The sequence below is a fragment of the Pseudomonadota bacterium genome (genome assembly GCA_016711215.1).
Classification (GTDB): Bacteria; Myxococcota_A; Polyangia.
In genome coordinates, this window is record JADJTL010000001.1 from 995676 (window position 1) to 1015008 (window position 19333).

At 68.8% G+C, this 19333-nt stretch carries 14 protein-coding genes and 1 pseudogene; 13 read left to right on the forward strand and 2 right to left on the reverse strand.

What is annotated here, in order from left to right; all coding sequences use genetic code 11:
- Positions 1-5 precede the first annotated feature (5 nt).
- From truB to IPL40_03910, 6 genes are all read left to right on the forward strand, one after another.
- A complete protein-coding gene (gene truB, locus IPL40_03885; GenBank protein MBK8480306.1) occupies positions 6-938 on the forward strand; it encodes a tRNA pseudouridine(55) synthase TruB in 933 nt (310 codons plus the stop codon).
- Positions 939-1171: 233 nt separating this feature from the next.
- On the forward strand, positions 1172-1441 hold the full coding sequence (gene rpsO / locus IPL40_03890) for a 30S ribosomal protein S15 (protein MBK8480307.1): 270 nt from the start codon (positions 1172-1174) through the stop codon (positions 1439-1441).
- A gap of 303 nt (positions 1442-1744) precedes the next feature.
- On the forward strand, positions 1745-3838 hold the full coding sequence (locus IPL40_03895) for a polyribonucleotide nucleotidyltransferase (GenBank protein ID MBK8480308.1): 2094 nt from the start codon (positions 1745-1747) through the stop codon (positions 3836-3838).
- 17 nt (positions 3839-3855) lie between these two features.
- On the forward strand, positions 3856-4347 hold the full coding sequence (gene dut, locus IPL40_03900) for a dUTP diphosphatase (protein ID MBK8480309.1): 492 nt from the start codon (positions 3856-3858) through the stop codon (positions 4345-4347).
- A gap of 5 nt (positions 4348-4352) precedes the next feature.
- On the forward strand, positions 4353-5699 hold the full coding sequence (locus IPL40_03905; protein MBK8480310.1) for an adenylosuccinate lyase: 1347 nt from the start codon (positions 4353-4355) through the stop codon (positions 5697-5699).
- On the forward strand, positions 5689-6654 hold the full coding sequence (locus IPL40_03910; protein MBK8480311.1) for a phosphoribosylaminoimidazolesuccinocarboxamide synthase: 966 nt from the start codon (positions 5689-5691) through the stop codon (positions 6652-6654). Before IPL40_03905 ends, IPL40_03910 begins: the two co-directional genes overlap by 11 nt.
- Before the next feature lie 45 nt (positions 6655-6699).
- Here the strand turns inward: IPL40_03910 and IPL40_03915 are convergent, their stop codons facing one another.
- Together IPL40_03915 and IPL40_03920 are read right to left on the reverse strand one after the other, a co-directional pair.
- Positions 6700-8298 carry a response regulator gene (locus tag IPL40_03915; protein MBK8480312.1) on the reverse strand — a complete coding sequence of 533 codons (1599 nt, stop codon included), beginning with the start codon at positions 8296-8298 and terminating at the stop codon, positions 6700-6702.
- Positions 8299-8371: 73 nt separating this feature from the next.
- Positions 8372-8938: a heme NO-binding domain-containing protein gene (locus IPL40_03920; GenBank protein MBK8480313.1), complete on the reverse strand. Its 567-nt coding sequence runs from the start codon at positions 8936-8938 to the stop codon at positions 8372-8374.
- A 269-nt stretch (positions 8939-9207) separates the two neighbouring features.
- Here IPL40_03920 and IPL40_03925 point away from each other — a divergent pair.
- From IPL40_03925 to IPL40_03955, 7 genes and pseudogenes are all read left to right on the forward strand, one after another.
- A pseudogene (locus tag IPL40_03925) lies at positions 9208-10637 on the forward strand (amidophosphoribosyltransferase).
- 11 nt (positions 10638-10648) lie between these two features.
- A protein-coding gene (prfB, locus tag IPL40_03930) for a peptide chain release factor 2 (protein ID MBK8480314.1) occupies positions 10649-11768 on the forward strand; the annotation gives its coding sequence in 2 pieces (ribosomal slippage) (positions 10649-10720 and positions 10722-11768; 1119 coding nt in all).
- A gap of 60 nt (positions 11769-11828) precedes the next feature.
- Positions 11829-13493: a lysine--tRNA ligase gene (lysS, locus tag IPL40_03935; protein ID MBK8480315.1), complete on the forward strand. Its 1665-nt coding sequence runs from the start codon at positions 11829-11831 to the stop codon at positions 13491-13493.
- Positions 13474-15195 (forward strand): ABC transporter permease, encoded by a 1722-nt coding sequence (locus tag IPL40_03940; GenBank protein ID MBK8480316.1) that lies wholly within the window; start codon positions 13474-13476, stop codon positions 15193-15195. The genes lysS and IPL40_03940 overlap by 20 nt, the downstream gene beginning before the upstream one ends.
- A gap of 349 nt (positions 15196-15544) precedes the next feature.
- Positions 15545-16273 (forward strand): ABC transporter ATP-binding protein, encoded by a 729-nt coding sequence (locus IPL40_03945; GenBank protein MBK8480317.1) that lies wholly within the window; start codon positions 15545-15547, stop codon positions 16271-16273.
- Positions 16274-16340: 67 nt separating this feature from the next.
- On the forward strand, positions 16341-18764 hold the full coding sequence (gene bamA, locus IPL40_03950; protein MBK8480318.1) for an outer membrane protein assembly factor BamA: 2424 nt from the start codon (positions 16341-16343) through the stop codon (positions 18762-18764).
- Between the two features lie 43 nt (positions 18765-18807).
- Positions 18808-19326 (forward strand): OmpH family outer membrane protein, encoded by a 519-nt coding sequence (locus IPL40_03955; GenBank protein ID MBK8480319.1) that lies wholly within the window; start codon positions 18808-18810, stop codon positions 19324-19326.
- The last annotated feature ends 7 nt before the right edge of the window (positions 19327-19333 follow it).

The window sequence follows — 19333 nt, forward strand, 5'->3', positions numbered from 1 at the left end:
GCTGCGTGACGACGCCCTCTACCGCCAGCGGGGTGCTGGTCGTCGACAAGCCGGCGGGCATCAGCTCCTTCGCGGTCGTGCGCTGCGCGCGGCGCGCCTTCGGGGGCGCGAAGGTGGGTCATACGGGCACCCTCGATCCGCTGGCCACGGGGGTATTGCCGCTGTGTATCGGCGAGGCGACGAAGATCGCCGGGCTGCTGCTCGCCGGCGACAAGGTCTACCGCGCCGAGGCGCAGCTCGGACTCGTCTCGGACACCGGCGATAGCACGGGCAGCGTGACGCCGGGCCCCGATCCGGGGCGCGTGGCGACGATCGATCCCGCGACGATCGAGCGCGCGCTGAGCCGCTTTCGCGGCACGATCAGTCAGATCCCCCCGGCCTATTCGGCGCTGCGTCAGGGCGGTCGCCGGGCCTATCAGCTCGCGCGCGCCGGTGAGGCGGTGGTGCTCGATCCCCGCACCGTGACGCTGCACGAGCTGCGCCTCGAGCGCTGGTCGCCGCCCCACCTCGAGCTGTGGCTCCGCTGCTCGAAGGGCACCTATGTCCGGTCGCTGGTCGCCGACCTGGGGGCTGCCTTGGGTTGCGGGGCCCTGCTGACGGCCCTGCGACGCGAGGTCAGCGGCGCCTTCAGTCTGGCCCAGGCCGTGCCGCTGACGGCGATCGACGAGGCGACCCGTGACGGCCTTCCGCTCCTCGACCTCGATGCCGCGCTGCCCCATCTCCCAGCGCTGGCGCTCGCGCCCGAGGAGCTGCAGCGCCTGCGCTGGGGCCAAGTCGTAGCCTCCACCGCCCCGGCGGCGGATCCCGTGCGCTTGCATTTCGCGGGCAGCCTGGTGGCGCTGGGCGCGGTGGCGGAAGGCGCGCTGCGCGTTCGGCGCCTCCTTAGCGCTGCCTGGAGCGTGCCGGGGCTGCGAGCTACGCGTGCCGAGGCGCCCTAGCGCAGCGAGCAGGCGCACCGTCGCAGCGTCGACCCGCCGCACCGTCGCACCGCCGCGCCGTCGCACCGCCGCACCGTCGCACCGTCGCACCAGCGCGGTTGACAGGCGAGGTCAGTTAGATCAGGATGCGCCACCTACGGAGCCAACCGGGCTGCCGCGTGTGGCGGCTGTCCGTGCTCTCGCAACCCGCCAGGTGGAAGGTAACTTCTGCGGGCGTGGACAAGGAGATTCCGATGTCCCTGGCATCGGCTCGCAAGCAAGTGGTGATCGAGCGCTTTCGTCACCATGCGTCGGATACGGGTTCGCCCGAGGTGCAGATCGCGTTGCTGACGGAACGCATCAACCACCTCACCGAGCACTTCAAGACCCACAAGAAAGACCATCACAGCCGTCGGGGCCTGCTCAAGCTGGTCGGCAAGCGGCGCCGCCTCCTGGACTACCTCAAGGTCCGCGAGGTCGAGCGTTACCGCGGCGTGATTCAGCAGCTCGGCATCCGCAAGTAGCCTGGGGCGCTTCCGCCGGCTCGCGTGGGCGGCGCGCCTGAGGCGCTCCCGCGGAGGGGGCGCGCGCGAAGGGCTTGCCCTGGCGGTCAGACCGCCCGAAGCCCCTGCCGGTGGCGCGACAGCCTACTGCGAACACGGGTCCTCCGCGGCGGGCTCCGCGCCGAATGGCGCTGCCGAATGGCGCTGCAGTGAACCTCGATTGTTCGACGACTGCTAAAGCGAAGATTGTTGAAGCGAAATGGCTCAGAGGCAGTGGAAGCGGGCGTAGAACCCCTTCCAGCGGCACAGATGGGGAAGATAAGCATGGTGATTCGAGAAAGTGTGGAAGTTGGCGGACGCGAGCTCTCGCTCGAAACCGGACGCGTGGCCAAGCAGGCCGACGGCAGCGTGGTCGTGCGCTACGGCGATACGATGGTGTTGGTCACCGCGGTCTCGGACAAGACGCCGCGCGAGGTCGACTTCCTGCCGCTGACGGTGGAATACACCGAGCGCATGTACGCGGCGGGGCGCATTCCCGGTAGCTACTTCCGCCGCGAGGGGCGCCCCTCCGCCAGCGAGATCCTCTCCTGTCGGCTGATCGACCGTCCGATCCGACCGCTCTTTCCCAACGGCTACCGCAACGAGACGCAGGTCATCGCGATGGTGCTCTCCTGCGACCGGGAGAACCCCGCCGATGTGCTGGCGTTGACGGCGACCTCGACCGCGCTGCACCTCTCTGACATTCCCTGGAGCGGCCCGATCGCCGCCGTGCGGGTCGGCCGGGTCAACGGCGAATTCGTCGCCAACCCGACGCAGACGCAGCAGCTCGCGTCGGACTTGAGCATCGTCGCTGTCGCCAGCTTCGAGGCGCTGGTGATGGTCGAGGGTCATTGCCGCTTTTGCAGCGAGCGCGACCTCGTCGCTGCCCTGCAATTCGCCCAGGAGCAGGCCCGTCCGCTGCTCGATCTGCAGGAGCGCCTGCGCGCGGCGGTGGGGCGCGAGAAGCGGCCCTTCACTCCGGTGGCCCCCGACGAGGCCCTGGTCGGGCGCGTTACCGAGCTGAGCCGACAGCGCCTGGTCGAGGCTCTCGGCGTGCGCGAGAAGCGCTCGCGCGGCGCCGCGCTCAAGCAGGTGGCGAGCTGGCTCGGCGAGCAGCTTCCCGAGACCGAGAAGGCGGCGCTCTCGGCGGCGTTCTCAGAGGTCAAGCGGCGCCACGTGCGCCGGATGGTCGTGCGCGACGCGATCCGCCTCGATGGTCGACGCCTCGACGAGATCCGCGAGATCAACTGCGAGGTCGGCGTCCTGCCGCGGACCCACGGCTCTGCGCTCTTCACGCGCGGCGAGACCCAGGCCCTGGCCACCGCGACGCTCGCCACCCAGCGCTCCGACCAGCGGATCGAGTCGGTGATGGGCGACTACACCAAGAGCTTCCTGCTGCATTACAACTTCCCGCCCTTCTCCACCGGCGAGGCCAAGCGCTTTGGACCGCCCGGACGGCGCGAGATCGGTCACGGCAACCTCGCCGAGAGCTCCTTGGCGCAGGTGCTCCCGGATCCCGAGCAGTTCCCCTACGTCCTGCGCGTCGTCAGCGAGACCCTCGAGAGCAACGGCTCGTCGTCGATGGCCAGCGTCTGCGGCGGCAGCCTGGCGCTGATGGATGCCGGCGTGCCGATTCAGGCGCCCGTCGCGGGGATCGCGATGGGGTTGATCGCGGAGGAGGGGAAGCATGCGGTCCTGAGTGACATCCTCGGCGACGAGGATCACCTCGGCGATATGGACTTCAAGGTCACGGGCACGCGCGAGGGCATCTGCGCGATTCAGATGGACATCAAGCTCGAGAGCGTCCCGGCGCAGGTGCTGGAGACCGCGCTCGAGCAGGCGCGCGTCGGCCGGCTGCATATCCTCGATCGCATGGCCCAGGCGATCGATGCGCCACGGTCGACGCTCTCGGCGCATGCCCCGCGAATCCTGACCTTGAAGATCAAGCCCGATCGCATCCGCGACGTGATCGGACCCGGTGGCAAGACGATCCGTGCGATTCAGGATCAGACCTCCTGCGAGATCAATGTCTCCGACGACGGCACCGTGACCATCGCTGCCTTCGATGCAGAGGGTGGCAAGCGCGCGCTGGCGCTGGTCGAGGGCCTGACGGCAGAGGCCGAGATCGGCGCCTACTACAGCGGTCGGGTGCGCCGGGTCGCCGACTTCGGCGCCTTCGTCGAGATCATGCCGGGCATGGACGGCCTGATCCACATCAGCGAGCTCGACCGCAGCCGCGTCGAGCGCGTCGAGGACATCTGCCGCGAGGGCGATGAGGTGGTGGTCAAGGTGATCAACATCGACCGTGAGGGCAAAATCCGGCTGAGCCGGAAAGAGGCGCTGGGCGTCGACCCCTCGCTGGTGCGCTCGATGGTTTGAAGGTCGTAGTCGCTAAAGTGTCCCCTCCCTCCACGCCTCCGGTGACGCACGCGCTGCGGGTCAAGCGCGTGCGCGCGGCGGCCGAGCTGCCACGCTACATGTCTGCCGGGGCTGCCGGCCTCGATCTCGGGGCGGCCCTCGAGCAGCCGGTCGAGCTGCGCCCACTCGAGCGCGCGCTGGTACCGACGGGGCTCGTCGTCGAGCTGCCGCCGGGCCACGAAGGGCAGGTGCGGCCGCGCTCCGGGCTGGCCGTGCGAGAGGGACTGACCGTGCTCAACGCGCCGGGCACGATCGACAGCGACTACCGCGGCGAGCTCAGCGTCGCGTTGATCAACCTCGGTAGCGAGGTGGTCATGATCACGCCGCGGATGCGCATCGCGCAGCTCGTGGTGGCACCCGTCAGCCGCGTCGAGGTCCAGGAGGTCGTCGACACTGAGCTGTCGGGCAGCGCCCGCGGCGCCGGTGGCTTCGGTCATACCGGCCGGGCCTTTGGGGAGAGCGAGGGCTAGAAGAGATGATCGAGCGCTATTCACGCGCGCCGATGCGGGCGTTATGGAGCGATCAGGCGCGCTACGACACCTGGCTCGAGGTCGAGCTGGCGGCCTGTCGCGCGATGGAGCGGCTCGGCCGGGTGCCCAAGGGCACGGCGGATCAGGTGCAGGCGAAGGTCAGGCTCGACGCTGCGCAGATCCTGCAGATCGAAGAGCGCGTGCGCCATGACGTGATCGCCTTCCTGACCCACGTCGAGCAGCAGGCTGGGGAGCCCGCGCGTTGGCTGCACCTCGGGCTGACCTCCTCCGATATCCTCGACAGCGCCTTCGCCCTGCAGCTCGGCCGCGCCGGCGCGCTCTTGCTGACGGCGATCGATGGGCTGCTGGAGGCCTTGGCTCGACGCGCCGACGAGACGCGGCACCTGCCGATGGTCGGGCGCAGTCACGGGATCCACGCCGAGCCGACGGCCGTCGGCCTGGTCTTCGCCGGGGCCTACGCGGAGCTCGGACGCCAGCGGCGTCGCCTGGTCGCCGCGCTCGAAGAGGTCGCGGTCGGCAAGCTCGCCGGGGCGGTCGGCGTCTATGGCAACGTCTCGCCCGAGGTCGAGGCCGGCGCGCTCGCGGCGCTCGGGCTGCGTCCGGAGACCTGCGCGACGCAGGTCGTGGCGCGCGACCGCCACGCCGCTCTCTTCGCCGCGCTGGGCCAGCTCGCCTCGTCGCTCGAGCGGCTGGCGCAGCAGGTGCGTCATTGGCAGCGTACGGAGGTTGGTGAGGCCTTCGAGCCCTTCGGCCGCGGTCAAAAGGGCTCGAGCGCGATGCCCCATAAGCGCAACCCGATTCTGACGGAGAACGTCTGTGGTCTGGCGCGCCTCGTGCGCGGCGCGGTGGTGCCGGCGTTGGAGAACGTGGCGCTCTGGCACGAGCGGGACATCAGTCACTCCTCGGTGGAGCGCGTGATCGCGCCCGACGTCACCACGCTGGTCGACTTCATGCTCTATCGTATGACCCAGGTCATCGCCGGATTGGAGCTCGACGAGGCCCGGCTGGCGGCCAATCTGGCGCTGACGGGGGGGCTGATCTTCTCCGAGGCGGTGCTGCTGGCCTTGATCGGCAAGGGCCTGGCGCGGCAGCGGGCCTATGAGCTGGTGCAGCGCTGCGCGATGGCGGCGCAGTCCGGAGCGGGGGACTTCCGCGCCTTGCTCGGCGCCGACGCCGAGATCCTGGCGGTCCTGAGCTCCGTCGAGCTTGACGGCTGCTTCGACGTCCAACACCACCTGCGCTTCGTCGACGTGATCTACGAGCGCGTTTTCCGCGCCGCGGCCGCGAGCGGCGCGGCGGCGCCTGAGGGGAGGAAGCCCGATGATCAGTGAGGCGACCCTGCAGCGCGGCATCGAGCTCGCGCTCGACGAGACGCACTTCGAGGACCTTGGCACGCTCGAACGCGGCAAGGTGCGTGACTGCTACGTCAGCGGCGGCCGTCGGGCCATCATCGTCACCGACCGGCTGAGCGCCTTCGATCGCATCGTGGCGACGATCCCCTTCAAGGGACAGGTCCTCAACGGCGTGAGCGCCTACTGGCTCGAGCAGACGCGCGCCATCTGCACCAATCACCTGATCAGCGTGCCCGATCCGGTCGCCAGCCTGGTCCGCGAGTGCCGGCCCTTTCCCGTCGAGATGGTCCTGCGCGGCTACCTCACCGGCAGCAGTCCGACCTCGATCTGGACCTGCTACGCACGCGGTGAGCGTAAATACTGCGGGCACCGCCTGCCGGAGGGACTGCGGCAGCACGAGCGGCTGGCGGCGCCGCTGATCACGCCGACGAGCAAGGCCCCCAAGGGCGAGCACGACGAGCTCCTGAGCGCCGATGAGGTGATCGCGGGCGGACTCGCCACGGCGGCGGAGTTCGCCCAGCTCAGCGAGCTCAGCCTGGCGCTCTTCGCCTTCGGCCAGGCGTTGGCGCTGCAGCGCGGGCTGATCCTCGTCGACACCAAGTACGAGTTCGGCCGGCTGCCGGACGGCACGATCTGCTTGATCGACGAGATCCACACGCCCGACTCGTCGCGCTACTGGTACGCCGACTCCTATGACGAGGCGCTGCGCGTGGGCAGTGACCCGCGCGCCCTCGACAAGGAATACGTTCGCCGCCACCTCAGCGGGCTCGGCTTTCGCGGCGAGGGGCCCGTGCCGCCGCTGACCGACGCAGTTCGCATCGAGGCCGCGCGCCGCTACATCGAGATCTACGAGCGCATGACCGGCCAGCCCTTCGTGCCGAATCTCGACCCCCCGCTGCCCCGCCTCCACGCCGCGCTGCGCGCCGCGCGCTAAGCGTCGACGACGAGCAGCGAGAGTCCGCTTGCTGCGCTCAGGAGCTCAGACTCCCTCGTGCACTCGCGCTTGGGGCGGGACGCCGCTCTCGGCGGCCCTGGCGTAGGCCGGCAGGCTAACGCGAAAGGTCGTCCCCTCGTCGACGACCGAGTCGAACGCGATTTCTCCGCCGTGGCTCTGCACGATCTGCATGCAGAGAAAGAGCCCAAGGCCGGTCCCCGCACCCGGATCCCGGGTGGTGAAGAAGGGCTCGAAGAGGCGCCCAGCTTGCCTGGGCGCGATCCCGCAGCCGCTGTCGCTGATGCGCACGGTGACGGTCTCCGCGTTGCTGCCATAGCTGATGCCGATGGCGGCGCCGTCAGCCGTGGCCTGGGCTGCGTTGAGCAGGAGGTTGAGGAAGACTTGGCTCAGTCCTGCCGCATCGCCGTACACCACCGCTGAGCCTGTTGGGCGCAGATGCTTGACCTGCCTGGTCTTGAGCTGATTGGCCGCGAGCGTGAGGGCGGTCTTCATCACCTGCTCGAGGTCCGTCGGCCGCCGCGAGTCGCTATCGTGCGGCCGCGAGAAGATGCCGAGGTCGCGCACGATCGTGGCCGCCCGATCGACGCCTGTCGTGATTTCGTTCAGCAGCTTGGGGAGGTCGCGCTCGATCGAGGGGAGGCGCGCCGCGCGCTCGAGCCGGCCCAGACGCGTCGCCAGCGCTTCGTTGCCGCTCACGGCCTTTCGATAGTGCGCCAAGGTCTCGCTGAAGACAGCGACGTATCCGTCGAGGTGTTCGACATTGCCGTAGACGATGTTGAGCGCGTTGTTGAGCTCATGGGCGATGCCGGCCGAGATGCGACCGAGCGTGCTGAGTTTCTCCGTCTGAACCAATAGGCCCTGCTGCTCCCGTAGGCGCGTCAGCGCCAGATAGAGCTCGCGGGTCTTCTCCTCGAGGAGATGCTCCATCTGGTCGCGCGCCAGCTTCGCCCGCGCCAGGCGCCGCTCAAGGCGTGTCACGCGGTCCTGGGGGGAGATCGCGCTGGCCGGCGCCGTCGGCGCGGCGGGCTCGGAGGCGCGATCGACGGCGGCCAGGGTGCGGGCGCAGGCGATCGCGTCGCGCCCGCCGGCCTTCGCTTTCAGCAGGGCAGGGTCGGCCTGGAGCAGCAGGTCGCGAGAGCGCGCGTCGAGGTCCAGCGCGACCGGTCGCTTGGCCTCCGCGAGCTCAGCATTCTGCTGCGCAAGGTCGCTGCTGATCCGGCGGTTGTTGCGTTGCAATCGCGTCTGATCGAGGCAGCGCGCGATCTCGCCGAGGAGTCGCGTGGTGTCGATCGGCTTGCGCAAGAGGCCGCTAACGCGCCCGCGGTTGACGGCCTCCTGCGCTGTCTCGAGGTCGGCAAAGCCCGTCAGCAGGATGCGCGCGGCGTCCGGGGCCTCATTGCTGGCGCGGCCGAGAAACTCGATGCCCGTCATCTGCGGCATCGGGTGGTCGGCGATCACGAGGTCGACGGGTCGTCGGGCGAGGCTCTCCAAGGCGAGCTGGGGCGAGCTGAAGCTCTGCACCTCATACTGCACGCCGAGCGTGCGCTCGAGCAGCGCCAGGTTGTCCAGCTCGTCAGCGACGACCATCACCGTGGCGACGGTCTCTCTCGGTTCTGCGTCCATCGTGCCCTGCCTCTCCTGTCGCGTGCGACCCTCGGCGGGCGGCTGCGTGCTCGCTGCTCCCCGCAGGCGGCCCTTAGGGTGTTGGGCGCTTGCCCGGCCTGAACCTGAGCTCGAAGTGGCAAACCTCGTCACCGCGATGGACGCAGCGGTCATGCTCGACTTGCACCTCTTCGTGGAAATGCTCGGCTACACCGTCGATCATTCCGGCGACCAGCGCGCAGAGCCTTCGCGGCGAGGCGTAGGTGATTTCCAGTCGGTCCGCCGCGGGGTCGACGAAGTCGAAGCGAGGCAGGCCCGCATCCGGATAGAGCTTCCTGACCTCGAGGTGGATCGTGGCCTCGACCGTGACGAGGAAGCTCTTGGCCGTCATCTCGGGCCGGAGGAAGATCGGGAAGCGCTCCGCGAGGCGCGGGAACAAGTAGCGGCCGAAGGCCGGGACGAGTTGTTCGAGCGGGGTCTTCAGCGCCTTGCCGGTCGCGACGACGATGGCGACGAATTCGCTGTCCGGATAGCTCTGCGGGCCGAGAAACACGCCCTCGGGAGTCTCGAGGGGCGTCGTTTCGAGGATCTCTTCCCAAAGATCCTCGCCGGCCGCGGCGACGACCATCCTCTCGAGCTCGTTGAACACCATGCCTTTCATGGTCGACGCCCTCCCTGCTGCCTACCGTCGGCGTCGCCATCAGGGCGCCTCGGGTGGAACCCGTGAGCCGTTCTCATGGCCACGGTACAGGAGTTGAGGCACGACTGCACCCTAGACCCAGGCGCTGGCGGGCTGAGCCAGGCGTCATCGCCCTCGCTCTTGGCGCGAACGAGCGGAAGTGCGCCCCTTCTTGGCGGCGTGCTTCTTGGCGGCGTGCTGTTGGCGGCGTGCTTGACGCGCCCTGGAGCGCGTGCTACATGCGCCCTGAAATGTGCGGAATTTTTGGCGTATATGGCCATCCTGAGGCGTCCAACCTAGCGTATTTGGGGCTCCATGCGCAGCAGCACCGGGGCCAGGAGAGCGCCGGGATCTCGGCCAGTGACGGACAGCGTCAGCGCTCGTGGCGCGGGATGGGGCTGGTCGTCGATGTCTTCAACGAGACACGGCTGAAGCAGCTCCTGGCCGCGCGGCAATCGGCCATGTCCGCTACTCGACGGCGGGCGACTCCGACCTCGCCAACGCCCAGCCCTTCGCGGTGCGACACGGCCGGGGCCAGCTCGCCGTGGCCCATAACGGCAATCTGGTCAACGCCGCCGCGCTGCGCCGGGAAATGGAGCAGCGCGGCTCCATCTTCACCTCGACCGCCGACACCGAGGTCATCGTTCACCTGCTGGCGCGGCGCCAGGAGCGCCGGATCGTCGATCGCATGCGCGCTGTGCTGGGCGAGATCCGCGGCGCCTATTCGCTCGTGCTGCTGACCGAGCGGGTGCTGGTCGCGGCGCGTGACCCCTGGGGCTTTCGCCCGCTGGCGCTCGGACGGCTGCGGCGCCCCGATGGCGGCGAAGCCTGGGTCTTCGCCTCCGAGACCAGCAGCTTCGACCTGATCAACGCGACCTACGTGCGCCCGGTGCGGCCGGGGGAGATCATCCTCGTCGACCGTAATGGGTTGCACAGCTTCGAGGGGCTGCCGCCCGAGCAGCCGCGCTTCTGCGTCTTCGAGCATGTCTACTTCGCGCGGCCCGATTCGCTCTTGGGCGAGACCAGCGTCTACGAGAGCCGTGACCTCTTCGGGCGGCAGCTCGCGCGTGAGCAGCCCGTGTCGGCCGATATCGTGATTCCCGTCCCTGATTCGGGGACGACGGCAGCCCTCGGTTATTCGCGCGAGTCCGAGATCCCCTTCGGCCTGGGTCTGGTTCGCAGCCACTACGTCGGGCGCACCTTCATCGAGCCGCAGGAGAGCATTCGCCACTTCGGGGTGCGGCTGAAGCTGGCGCCCGTGCGGCATCTGATCGATGGCAAGCGCGTCTGCGTGGTCGATGACTCGCTGGTGCGCGGCACGACCTCGCGCAAGATCGTGACGATGTTGCGGCAGGCCGGCGCACGCGAGGTGCACCTGCGCATCAGCGCGCCGCCGACGCGTCACCCCTGCTTCTACGGCATCGACACGCCGAGCTACGAGGAGCTGATCGCCTCGCAGAAGACACCGGCGGAGATCGCCGACTACATCGGCTGCGACAGCCTCGGCTATCTCAGCCTCGAAGGCATGCTCGGCGCACTCGGCGAGCGCCGAGGGACGTCCTTCTGCGATGCGTGTTTTTCCGGCGACTACCCGGTGGCGGCCGATCCGCCGGCGCCCGTGCGCGCGCTGCGCTCGGCCGCGCGCGCTGCGATCGCGCGGCCGTCCCGGCCGGAAGCCTGAGGGAGGGCCCCATGTCCTACGGTGAGACGATTGAGGTGCTGCGCGGGTTGCGGCGACGGCTTGACGATCTTCGAGGTCATCTTTGACTTGGAGACGCAGGGCCGTCGCGTAGCCCAGATCGACGCGCAGGCCGCCGATCCCGAGTTCTGGAATGACGCGCCTCGCGCGCAGGACCTGCTGCGGGAGCAGGCGCGTGCACGTGGGACGATCGAAGAGGTGCAGCGCCTCGACCGCCTGGTCGAGGATGCGGCGACCTTGCTCGAGCTGGCCCGCGAGGTCGGGGACGCGAACAGCGAGGACGAGGCCGCGCGCCTGGCCGAGCAGGCCCTCAGCGCGCTCGATGCGCTCGAGCTGACGCAGATGCTGAGCGGTCCGCACGATCGGATGGCGGCGCTGGTCAGCATCAACTCGGGCGCCGGCGGCACGGACAGCCAGGACTGGGCGGAGATGCTGCTGCGCATGTACCTGCGCTGGTGCGAGCGCCGCGGCTACAAGGTCGAGCTGCTCGACACGCAGCAGGGCGAGGAGGCTGGAATCAAGTCGGCCACGTTCTCAGTGGAGGGCGAGTACGCGTTCGGCTTCTTGCACGCCGAATCGGGCGTGCACCGGCTGGTGCGCATCTCGCCCTTCGACGCCAACGCCCGCCGGCATACGGCCTTCGCCTCGGTCGCCGTCTTCCTCGACGTCAGCGACGACCTCGAGATCGACCTGCGGGACGAGGATATGCGCTTCGACTTCTTTCGCGCGGGCGGCGCCGGCGGCCAGCACGTCAACAAGACGGAATCCGCGGTGCGCATCACCCACCTGCCGACGGGCATCGTCGTGCAGTGTCAGAACGAGCGCTCGCAGCATAAGAACCGCACCCAGGCGCTGCGCGTGCTGCGCGCGCGCATCTACGAGCACGAGCGGCGCAAACGCGATCAAGAGCTGGCGGGGATCAGCGGCGAGAAGAAGGCCATCGAGTGGGGCAACCAGATCCGCTCCTATGTGCTCGCGCCCTACCGGCTGGTGACGGACCATCGCACTGAGCTCAAGGTCGGCAATGTCGATGCCGTCCTCTCCGGCGACCTCGACCCCTTCATCCACGCTTACCTGCTCGGCGAAAGCCGCTCGCGGCCGCCAGCGCACTAGGTCGCGCGCCGCTGGCGCAGCAGGCCGACCGACGCGAGCGAGAAACGGACGGACGAAACGATGGGCGACGACCCCGCAAGCGAGCTGCCATGCCAGCTCGATCCTTTGATGATCCCGCGCCAGCAGAAGGCCGATGAGCTGCGAGCGCTGGGGCATCCTCCCTATCGCAACGACTTCCAGCCGACGCATACGACGCGCGAGGTGCGCGAGGCGGTGGGCGCGCTGCCGGCCGACGGCGCGACGGGCGCAGCGCTGGCGGCGGGGCAGCGCTTTCGCGTCGCCGGGCGCATCGTCGAGTACCGCGGCTTTGGCAAGGCGACCTTCGTCAAGCTCGCCGATCGGCACGAGCGACTGCAGGTCTATCTGCGGCGCGACGTGCTCGGCGACGACGCCTACGCCTTGTTCAAGAAGGCCGAGTCGTGGGACGTGATCGGCGTGGAGGGATACGCCTTCGTCACCAAGACCGGTGAGCTGACGCTGATGGCCGAGCAGTGCGTGCTGCTGACCAAGACGCTGCGGCCGCCGCCCGAGAAGTGGAGCGGCCTGAAGGACCACGAGACGCGCTATCGCCAGCGCTACGTCGATCTCGTGGTTAACGCCCCCGTCGCCGAGGTCTTTCGCCGCCGCTCGCGCATCGTGCAGCGCCTGCGCGCCTACCTCGACCAGCGCGACTTCCTCGAGGTCGAGACGCCGATCCTGCACGGCACGCTGGGCGGCGCGGCGGCGCGGCCCTTCTGCACGCACCACAACGCGCTCGACCTGCCGCTCTATTTGCGAATCGCGCCGGAGCTCTACCTCAAGCGCCTGGTCGTCGGCGGCTTCGAGCGGGTCTACGAGCTCGGGCGCAACTTCCGCAACGAGGGGCTCTCGCGCAACCACAACCCCGAGTTCACGATGCTCGAATTCTATCAGGCCTACGCGACCTACGAGACGCTGATCGACCTGACGGAGGACCTCCTCAGCGGCCTGGTGCTCGAGTTCGCCGGCGGCAGCACGCTCACGTATCAGGGGCAGGCGATCGACTTCCAGCGCCCCTGGCCGCGCCTCAGCGTCGAGGAGGCGATCGTGCGCGGCGCTCAGCGGGCCGGTCTCGCCCTCGCGGCGGAGCAGCTCGGCGAGCCCGCGAGCCTGCTCGCCTACTGCGAGCGCAGCGGGCTGCTCCAGCGGCAGGACGCGCTCGGACAAGGGCTGCGCGCGGCGGGCAGTCACGGGCACCGTCTGGGCGTGCTCTTCGACCAGCTGGGCGAGGCGGCGCTGCCGCCGGATCGCCCGGCCTTCGTCGTCGGCTATCCGGCGGCGACCTCGCCCCTGGCGCGCCGCAACGACGTCGACGGCGAGCGCGTCGACCGCTTCGAGCTCTTCATCGCCGGTCGTGAGATCGCCAACGGGTTCTCCGAGTTGAACGATCCTGTCGACCAGCGCGAGCGCTTTCGACGTCAGCTCGAGGAGCGGCAAGCCGGCGACGAAGAGGCGATGGAGTACGACGAGGACTACTGCCGTGCGCTCGAATACGGCCTGCCGCCGACCGCGGGCGAGGGGATCGGCATCGACCGGCTGGTGATGCTCCTCTGCGATCAGCCGACGATTCGCGACGTGCTGCTCTTTCCGCACCTGCGGCCCGAGGCCTCCCTGCCGCGCGGCGCACCGGCGACGCGAGCGGCCGGCGAAACCCGCGCGGAGCAGCTCCCTGACCGACGGCCTGGCGATGTCGATCGCGACGCATAGCGGCGAGCGGGGCTGGCGCGCGCCCGTCGCGCTGATGTCGCTCGGGGCGCTGGTCGGGCTGATCGCGTTGGCGCTCCGGCTCGGTCTCCTGACCTCGCGCCCCGGGCTGCTGCAGTGGTCCTGGATCATCGCACTCGTGGCAGGGGTGCTGGTCTCCGGCGGGGGCGTCAGCCTGCTCTTCTGGTGGGCCAATCAACGACGGCTCGAGTGGTTTCTCGCCTGGCACTACCTGCTGCGCAGCCGCGGCTCGCGAGGGACCCTCTTCGCCGGCTTGGCGCTCCTGGCGGCCGCCGTGCTGCTGTATCGCGGCGTCTACCTCAACCTCGTGCCGCCGCCGATCGCCGGCATCGGCATCGAGCCTCCAGGCTACCTGGCTTACGTCCTCTGGGCCTGCATCGGCCTCGCCGTGGCCGGCTGGCTGGTCACGCTCTTCGGCGTGCTGATGCTCTTCTTCTCCGTCTTCACCTGCATCTCGATCTTCGGGGTGCATCTCGGGACCGCCGCGCTGGTGGTGGTGATCTCGGTGATGGGTGGTTTCGAGCAGGACCTGCGCGGGAAGATCCTCGGCACTCGGGCTCATGTCGTCGTCACCAAGCCGCGCGGCGTCTTTGCCGAGTACCGCAGCGCGGCGCGCGCCGTGGCGGCGACCCCAGGGGTGGTGGCGATCTCGCCCTACCTCGAGGGCGAGGTGATGATCACCAGCCAGACGAATTTGGCGGGGGTCGTGGTCCGCGGCATCGACCCGCAGGCCCTCGACCGCGTCACCGAGCTTCGGCGCTATCTGCGCGCCGAGGGCGCGGCGGGGAGCCTGGCCAACCTGCGGCATCCGGAACGGCTGGCGGTGATTCCGGTGGCGCAGCGTCCGGCGGGCGAGGGGCAGGAGCCGACGGTCGGCGGCCGGCGCGCGGTCTACCCCGGCGTGGTGATCGGCGCCGAGCTGGCGCGCAACCTGCGGCTCTATCTCGGCGAGGACGTCAATCTGGTGGCGCCGCTGGGTGGGATGAGCCCGGCGGGTCCGATTCCGCGGGCGATGGCCTTTCGCGTCGCCGGGATCTTCTACTCGGGGATGTACGAGTACGACAGCAAGTATGTCTACACGTTGCTGCCCGCGGCGCGGCGCTTCCTCGGCGTCGACGACGAGATCACCGGCCTCGAGCTCAAGGTCGACGCGAGCGAGCACGCCTCAGCTGTAGCTGCGGCCGTCAGCGCCCGTCTGGGCAGTCGCTTCACCGTCAAGGATTGGCGTCAGCTCAACGCCAGCCTCTTCGCTGCGCTAAAGATGGAGAAGGCGGCGATGTTCATCGTCCTGACCTTCATCGTGCTGGTCGCCTGCTTCTCGATCGCCACCAACCTGATCATGCTGGTGCTGGAGAAGGGGCGGGAGATCGCCGTGCTCAAGGCGCTCGGCGCCGCCTCGCGCTCGCTGCTGGCGACCTTCATCTACGCGGGCATCTATATCGGCACGATCGGCATGATGCTAGGGGTCGTGGTCGGCCTCGCGATCTGTAGCTACCTCTCCCAGGTGGGCGTGCCGATCCCGCAGGACCTCTACTATATCTCCCGCTTGCCGGTGCGCGTGACCGCGCCCGATCTGGCGGCGATCGCCGCGGCCTCGGTGGCGCTGGCGCTCTTGGCCACGATCTACCCGGCGCTGCGCGCCGCCGCGCTGGACCCGATCGAGGGACTGCGACGGGAGACCTAGCAGCCCCCGGCGAAAATCGCTCGGTCGCGACGCATACTCGGTCGCGACGCATTGGTGTCGTTGACAGTGCGGGACGACTTGAGTAGGCTGGCGCGGATTTTCTATGTATTTGCGCTCATTGCACTTTTCTCGACGTAGCGGGGCTCGGCACGGGGCGACGGTCCCGGACGGCGCGATTGTTTCGGTAGCCCCGATGGAGCCCGCGGGCGCCACCTCGAGCGCCGAGCGCGCCGCTGGAGCGGCGCTCGCGCCGGCTGGGCGTGGTGCCGTCAGCGTGAGCCGATTGACGACAGCGAGCCCACTGACCGCCGATCCAGCATCGATCGACGCCGCGACGCCCGACGCAGCGATGCCCGACGCGGGGGTGAGCGCGGCGGCGCCGCTGATCAGCGTCCGCGGCCTGACGAAGAACTTCAATCATGGGGGTCGCGAGCTGCCGGTGCTGCGGGGCATCGATCTCGATGTCGGCGCCGGGGAGCTGCTGTCGATCGTCGGCAGCTCCGGTGCGGGGAAGTCGACCTTCCTGCAGATCCTCGGCACGCTCGATCGCGCGACGGCCGGCTCGATTAACTTTGGCGGCCGCCGGCTCGACACGCTGGGCGCCGGGCAGCTCGCCGCGCTGCGCAATCGCGAAATCGGCTTCGTCTTTCAGTTTCATCACCTGCTGCCGGAGTTCACGGCGTTGGAGAACGTGATGCTTCCGGCGCTGATCGGGCGCCTGCCGCGCCTCGAGGCGCTACAGCGTGCGGAGGCGCTCCTAGTCGAGGTGGGCCTCGCCGAGCGGCTGAGCCACCGCCCGGGTGAGCTCTCGGGCGGGGAGCAGCAGCGCGTCGCGTTGGCACGCGCGCTGGTGTTGCGGCCAAAGTTGCTGCTCGCGGACGAGCCGACGGGAAATCTCGATAGCGCGACCGGCCAGAGCATGCATGAGCTCTTCTTCGCGCTCAACGAGCGCTTCGGCACGACGATGTTGACCGTCACCCACAACCCCGAGCTCGCGCTCCGCATGCCGCGCCGCCTGCGCATGAGCGATGGTCGACTGACCGAGGACACTGGGCCGCCGCGGCCGAGGGCGCTCTGATGCTGCAGCCCGCGCGCCCCTGCGCGCGGGGCGCCGCGCTGCTCTTGCCCCACCCACCATGACCGCCATGGAATACCCCTTCGAGCTCCATCCTGCTCGCCGCCGCCTGGCCCCCGGCCGCGGATCCGCGCGCGGCGCCCTTGCCCGGCGCGTGGCCGTGCTGCTGCTGCTGGGCGCGCCCTTGCTGGCGCTGCCTGCCGCGGCAGCGGATGCGGTGGTGGGCGGGCGCGTCAGTCGGGTGGCGATTCAGGGCAACCGCCGCGTGGAGAGCGACGCGATTCGCGCGGTCCTCGGCACGCGGGTCGGCAACCCGCTGAGCCCGCAGCAGCTCGCCAGCGACGTGCAAGCGATCTGGCGACTGGGCTACTTCGATGACGTGCGCGTCGGGCTCTTCGGCGGCGAGGCTGCGCGCATCGTCGTCTTTCTGCTGCGCGAGAAGCCGGCCATCGCCAAGATCTTCGTCTCCGGCAACGACGAAATCGAGCTGGAGAAGATCAACGAGGCGCTCGACCTCCAGCGCGGCGCGATCCTCAACATCGCGCAGGTCAAGCGCAACGTGGAGAAGATCCGCGAGCTCTACATCGAGAAGGGGTTCTATCTCGCCGAGGTGAGCTACCGCCTGCGCCGCGTGGCCGACGAGCGGGTCGATATCCTGCTCAAGGTCACCGAGCACGCGAAGGTGACGATCCGGCGCATCACCTTCATCGGCAATCGGCGTATTCCCGCGGCCGAGCTGGCGCAGTACATGGAGACGCGCGAGGGAGGCCACTTCTCCTTCGTCACCTCCAGCGGCACCTATAAGCAGCAGGACCTCGAACGCGACATGGCGGCGATCGCCGCGCTCTACTACGACCGCGGCTTCGTCAATGTGCGCATCGCCGACCCGCTCGTCGTGCTCAGCCCCGATCGTCGCTACATGTACCTGACGATTCACATCCGCGAGGGTGAGACCTTTCGCCTCGGGCGGGTCGACGTCAAGGGCGACCTGCTTTGGCCGCGGGCGCAGCTCCTGCGCGAGCTCAAGGTCAGGCCCGGGGAGACCTTCAGTCGCAGTCGGCTCGGCCTCGACGTCGTCGAGCTGACCAATCGCTACAAGAACCGCGGCTACGCCTACGCCAACCTCACGCCGCTGACCAATATCGACGCCGACAAGCGGGTCATCGACCTGACCTTCGAGGTGCAGAAGGGCCCCGTCGTCACCATCGAGCGCATCAACGTGCTCGGCAACAGCAAGACCCGCGACAAGGTGATTCGGCGCGAGCTGCGCATCGCCGAAGGTGATCGCTTCAACCAGTCGCAGATCGACCGTAGCCTCGGGCGCGTGCGCGCGCTCGGCTACTTCGAGAGCGCCGACCTGTCGACCGAGCGCGGCACGGCGGACGATCGGATCGTCATCAACCTCGAGGTGCGTGAGCGCCCGACCGGCACGTTCCAGATCGGCGCTGGCTTCTCCTCGGTGGAGAACTTCATCGCGCAGGCGCAGGTCTCGCAGGAGAACCTCTTCGGCCGCGGTCAGCGGCTCTCGCTCCAGGCGCAGGTCTCGGGCCTGCGACAGATGTTCGCGCTCTCCTTCTCGGAGCCCTACTTCATCGATAGCCGCTGGACCTTCGGCTTCGAGGTCTACAACTCCTTGCGCGTGTTCGAGTCCTTCGATCGCAACGCGGTCGGTGGGACCCTGACCTGGGGCTATCCCGTGCTCGAGGACGTGCACCTCTTCGCCTCCTATCGCGGCGAGCAGGTCGACGTGACCACGCGCGGCCGGCGCGGACTCTTCGGCGCGGGTCTCTCGCAGTCCCTGCCCTCGGGGGTGCGACTGGCCAACCTCTTCAACGACGGCTTCACCTCGAGCGCGCGGGTGACGCTGCAGTGGGACCGAAGGAACAACCGCCTCTTTCCCTCCAAGGGCTTCTTTCAGGCCGCCTGGGTCGAGGCGGCGACGAATCTGCTGGGCTCGCAGAACCGCTTCAACCGCTATGGCGCCTTCTCGCGCTGGTACTATCCGCTCTTCGGGCCGATGATCCTCAAGCTCAACGGGCAGATCGGCGTGATCACCAGCCCAGATCCGAACGGCGTGCCGATCTTCGAGCGCTTCTTCACCGGCGGCATCTTCGATGTGCGCGGTTTTCGCCCGCGCTCGCTCGGACCGCGCGTCTTCGTGCTCGAGAGCCCGAGCCCGAACGCGCGGCTCTTTGCCTTCAACAAGGGCGGCAACAAGGAGCTCGTGCTCAACGCCGAGGTTGAGTTCCCGATCTTCGAGAAGGTCGTGGCATTCGCGGCGTCGTCTTCACCGACGCCGGCCAGGCCTTCGACGACGATCAGTCGATCTCGCTGGCGGGCTTGCGGCATAGCTGGGGCTTCGGCTTACGCTGGTTTTCGCCGATCGGGCCGCTACGCTTCGAGTGGGGCTTGCCCTTCGCGCCAGAAACGGGTGAGAAGCCGATCGTCTTCGAGTTCACGATTGGCAATTTTTTCTAGCGCAGTTTTTCTTTAGCGGTCGTCACGGCGACGCCGTGCCGCAGAGGAGTCTGGCCATCATGAGAATGACGCATTGGGGTGTGGTGGGTGCTTTGACGCTGGGGTTGGCGCTGCCGGCCCAGGCCTCGGACAAGCTGCGCATCGGCGTGGTCAACCTGCAGCGTGCCGTCGAGGAGAGCCACGAGGGCAAGGCGGCGGAGGCGGAGCTCGAGGGGCTGAAGAAGAAGCTCGAGGACACGCTCAACCGCAAGCTCAAGGACTTCTATGAGCGGGAGAAGAAGCTGCGCGAGGCCTGGCAGGTGCTCAAGGAGGGCGAGCGCAGCAAGCGCGCGCAGGCCTCCCAGCAGGAGATGGAGCAGCTGCAGAAGGAGTACGCCGAGGCCGAGCGCGAGCTGATGCAGCGCAAGACCGCGGTGATGATGAAGATCAGCCGCAAGCTGAACAAGGTGATCGAGGGCGTCGCCAAGAGCGAGAAGTTCGACTACATCTTCGCCAACGCCGCTGTGCTCTGGGCGCCGCGTCACGTCGACCTGACCAACGAGATCATCCGCCTCTACGACGGCACGCGCGGGAAATGATTCAGCC

What these genes read in the sequence shown, in the direction of transcription:
- rpsO (MBK8480307.1), top strand. Translation starts at nt 1,172, where the DNA reads ATGTCCCTGGCATCGGCTCGCAAGCAAGTGGTGATCGAGCGCTTTCGT.
- IPL40_03895 (MBK8480308.1), top strand. Translation starts at nt 1,745, where the DNA reads ATGGTGATTCGAGAAAGTGTGGAAGTTGGCGGACGCGAGCTCTCGCTC.
- IPL40_03905 (MBK8480310.1), top strand. Translation starts at nt 4,353, where the DNA reads ATGATCGAGCGCTATTCACGCGCGCCGATGCGGGCGTTATGGAGCGAT.
- IPL40_03910 (MBK8480311.1), top strand. Translation starts at nt 5,689, where the DNA reads ATGATCAGTGAGGCGACCCTGCAGCGCGGCATCGAGCTCGCGCTCGAC.
- IPL40_03915 (MBK8480312.1), bottom strand. Translation starts at nt 8,298, where the DNA reads ATGGACGCAGAACCGAGAGAGACCGTCGCCACGGTGATGGTCGTCGCT.
- IPL40_03920 (MBK8480313.1), bottom strand. Translation starts at nt 8,938, where the DNA reads ATGAAAGGCATGGTGTTCAACGAGCTCGAGAGGATGGTCGTCGCCGCG.
- lysS (MBK8480315.1), top strand. Translation starts at nt 11,829, where the DNA reads ATGGGCGACGACCCCGCAAGCGAGCTGCCATGCCAGCTCGATCCTTTG.
- IPL40_03940 (MBK8480316.1), top strand. Translation starts at nt 13,474, where the DNA reads ATGTCGATCGCGACGCATAGCGGCGAGCGGGGCTGGCGCGCGCCCGTC.
- IPL40_03945 (MBK8480317.1), top strand. Translation starts at nt 15,545, where the DNA reads ATGCCCGACGCGGGGGTGAGCGCGGCGGCGCCGCTGATCAGCGTCCGC.
- bamA (MBK8480318.1), top strand. Translation starts at nt 16,341, where the DNA reads ATGGAATACCCCTTCGAGCTCCATCCTGCTCGCCGCCGCCTGGCCCCC.
- IPL40_03955 (MBK8480319.1), top strand. Translation starts at nt 18,808, where the DNA reads ATGAGAATGACGCATTGGGGTGTGGTGGGTGCTTTGACGCTGGGGTTG.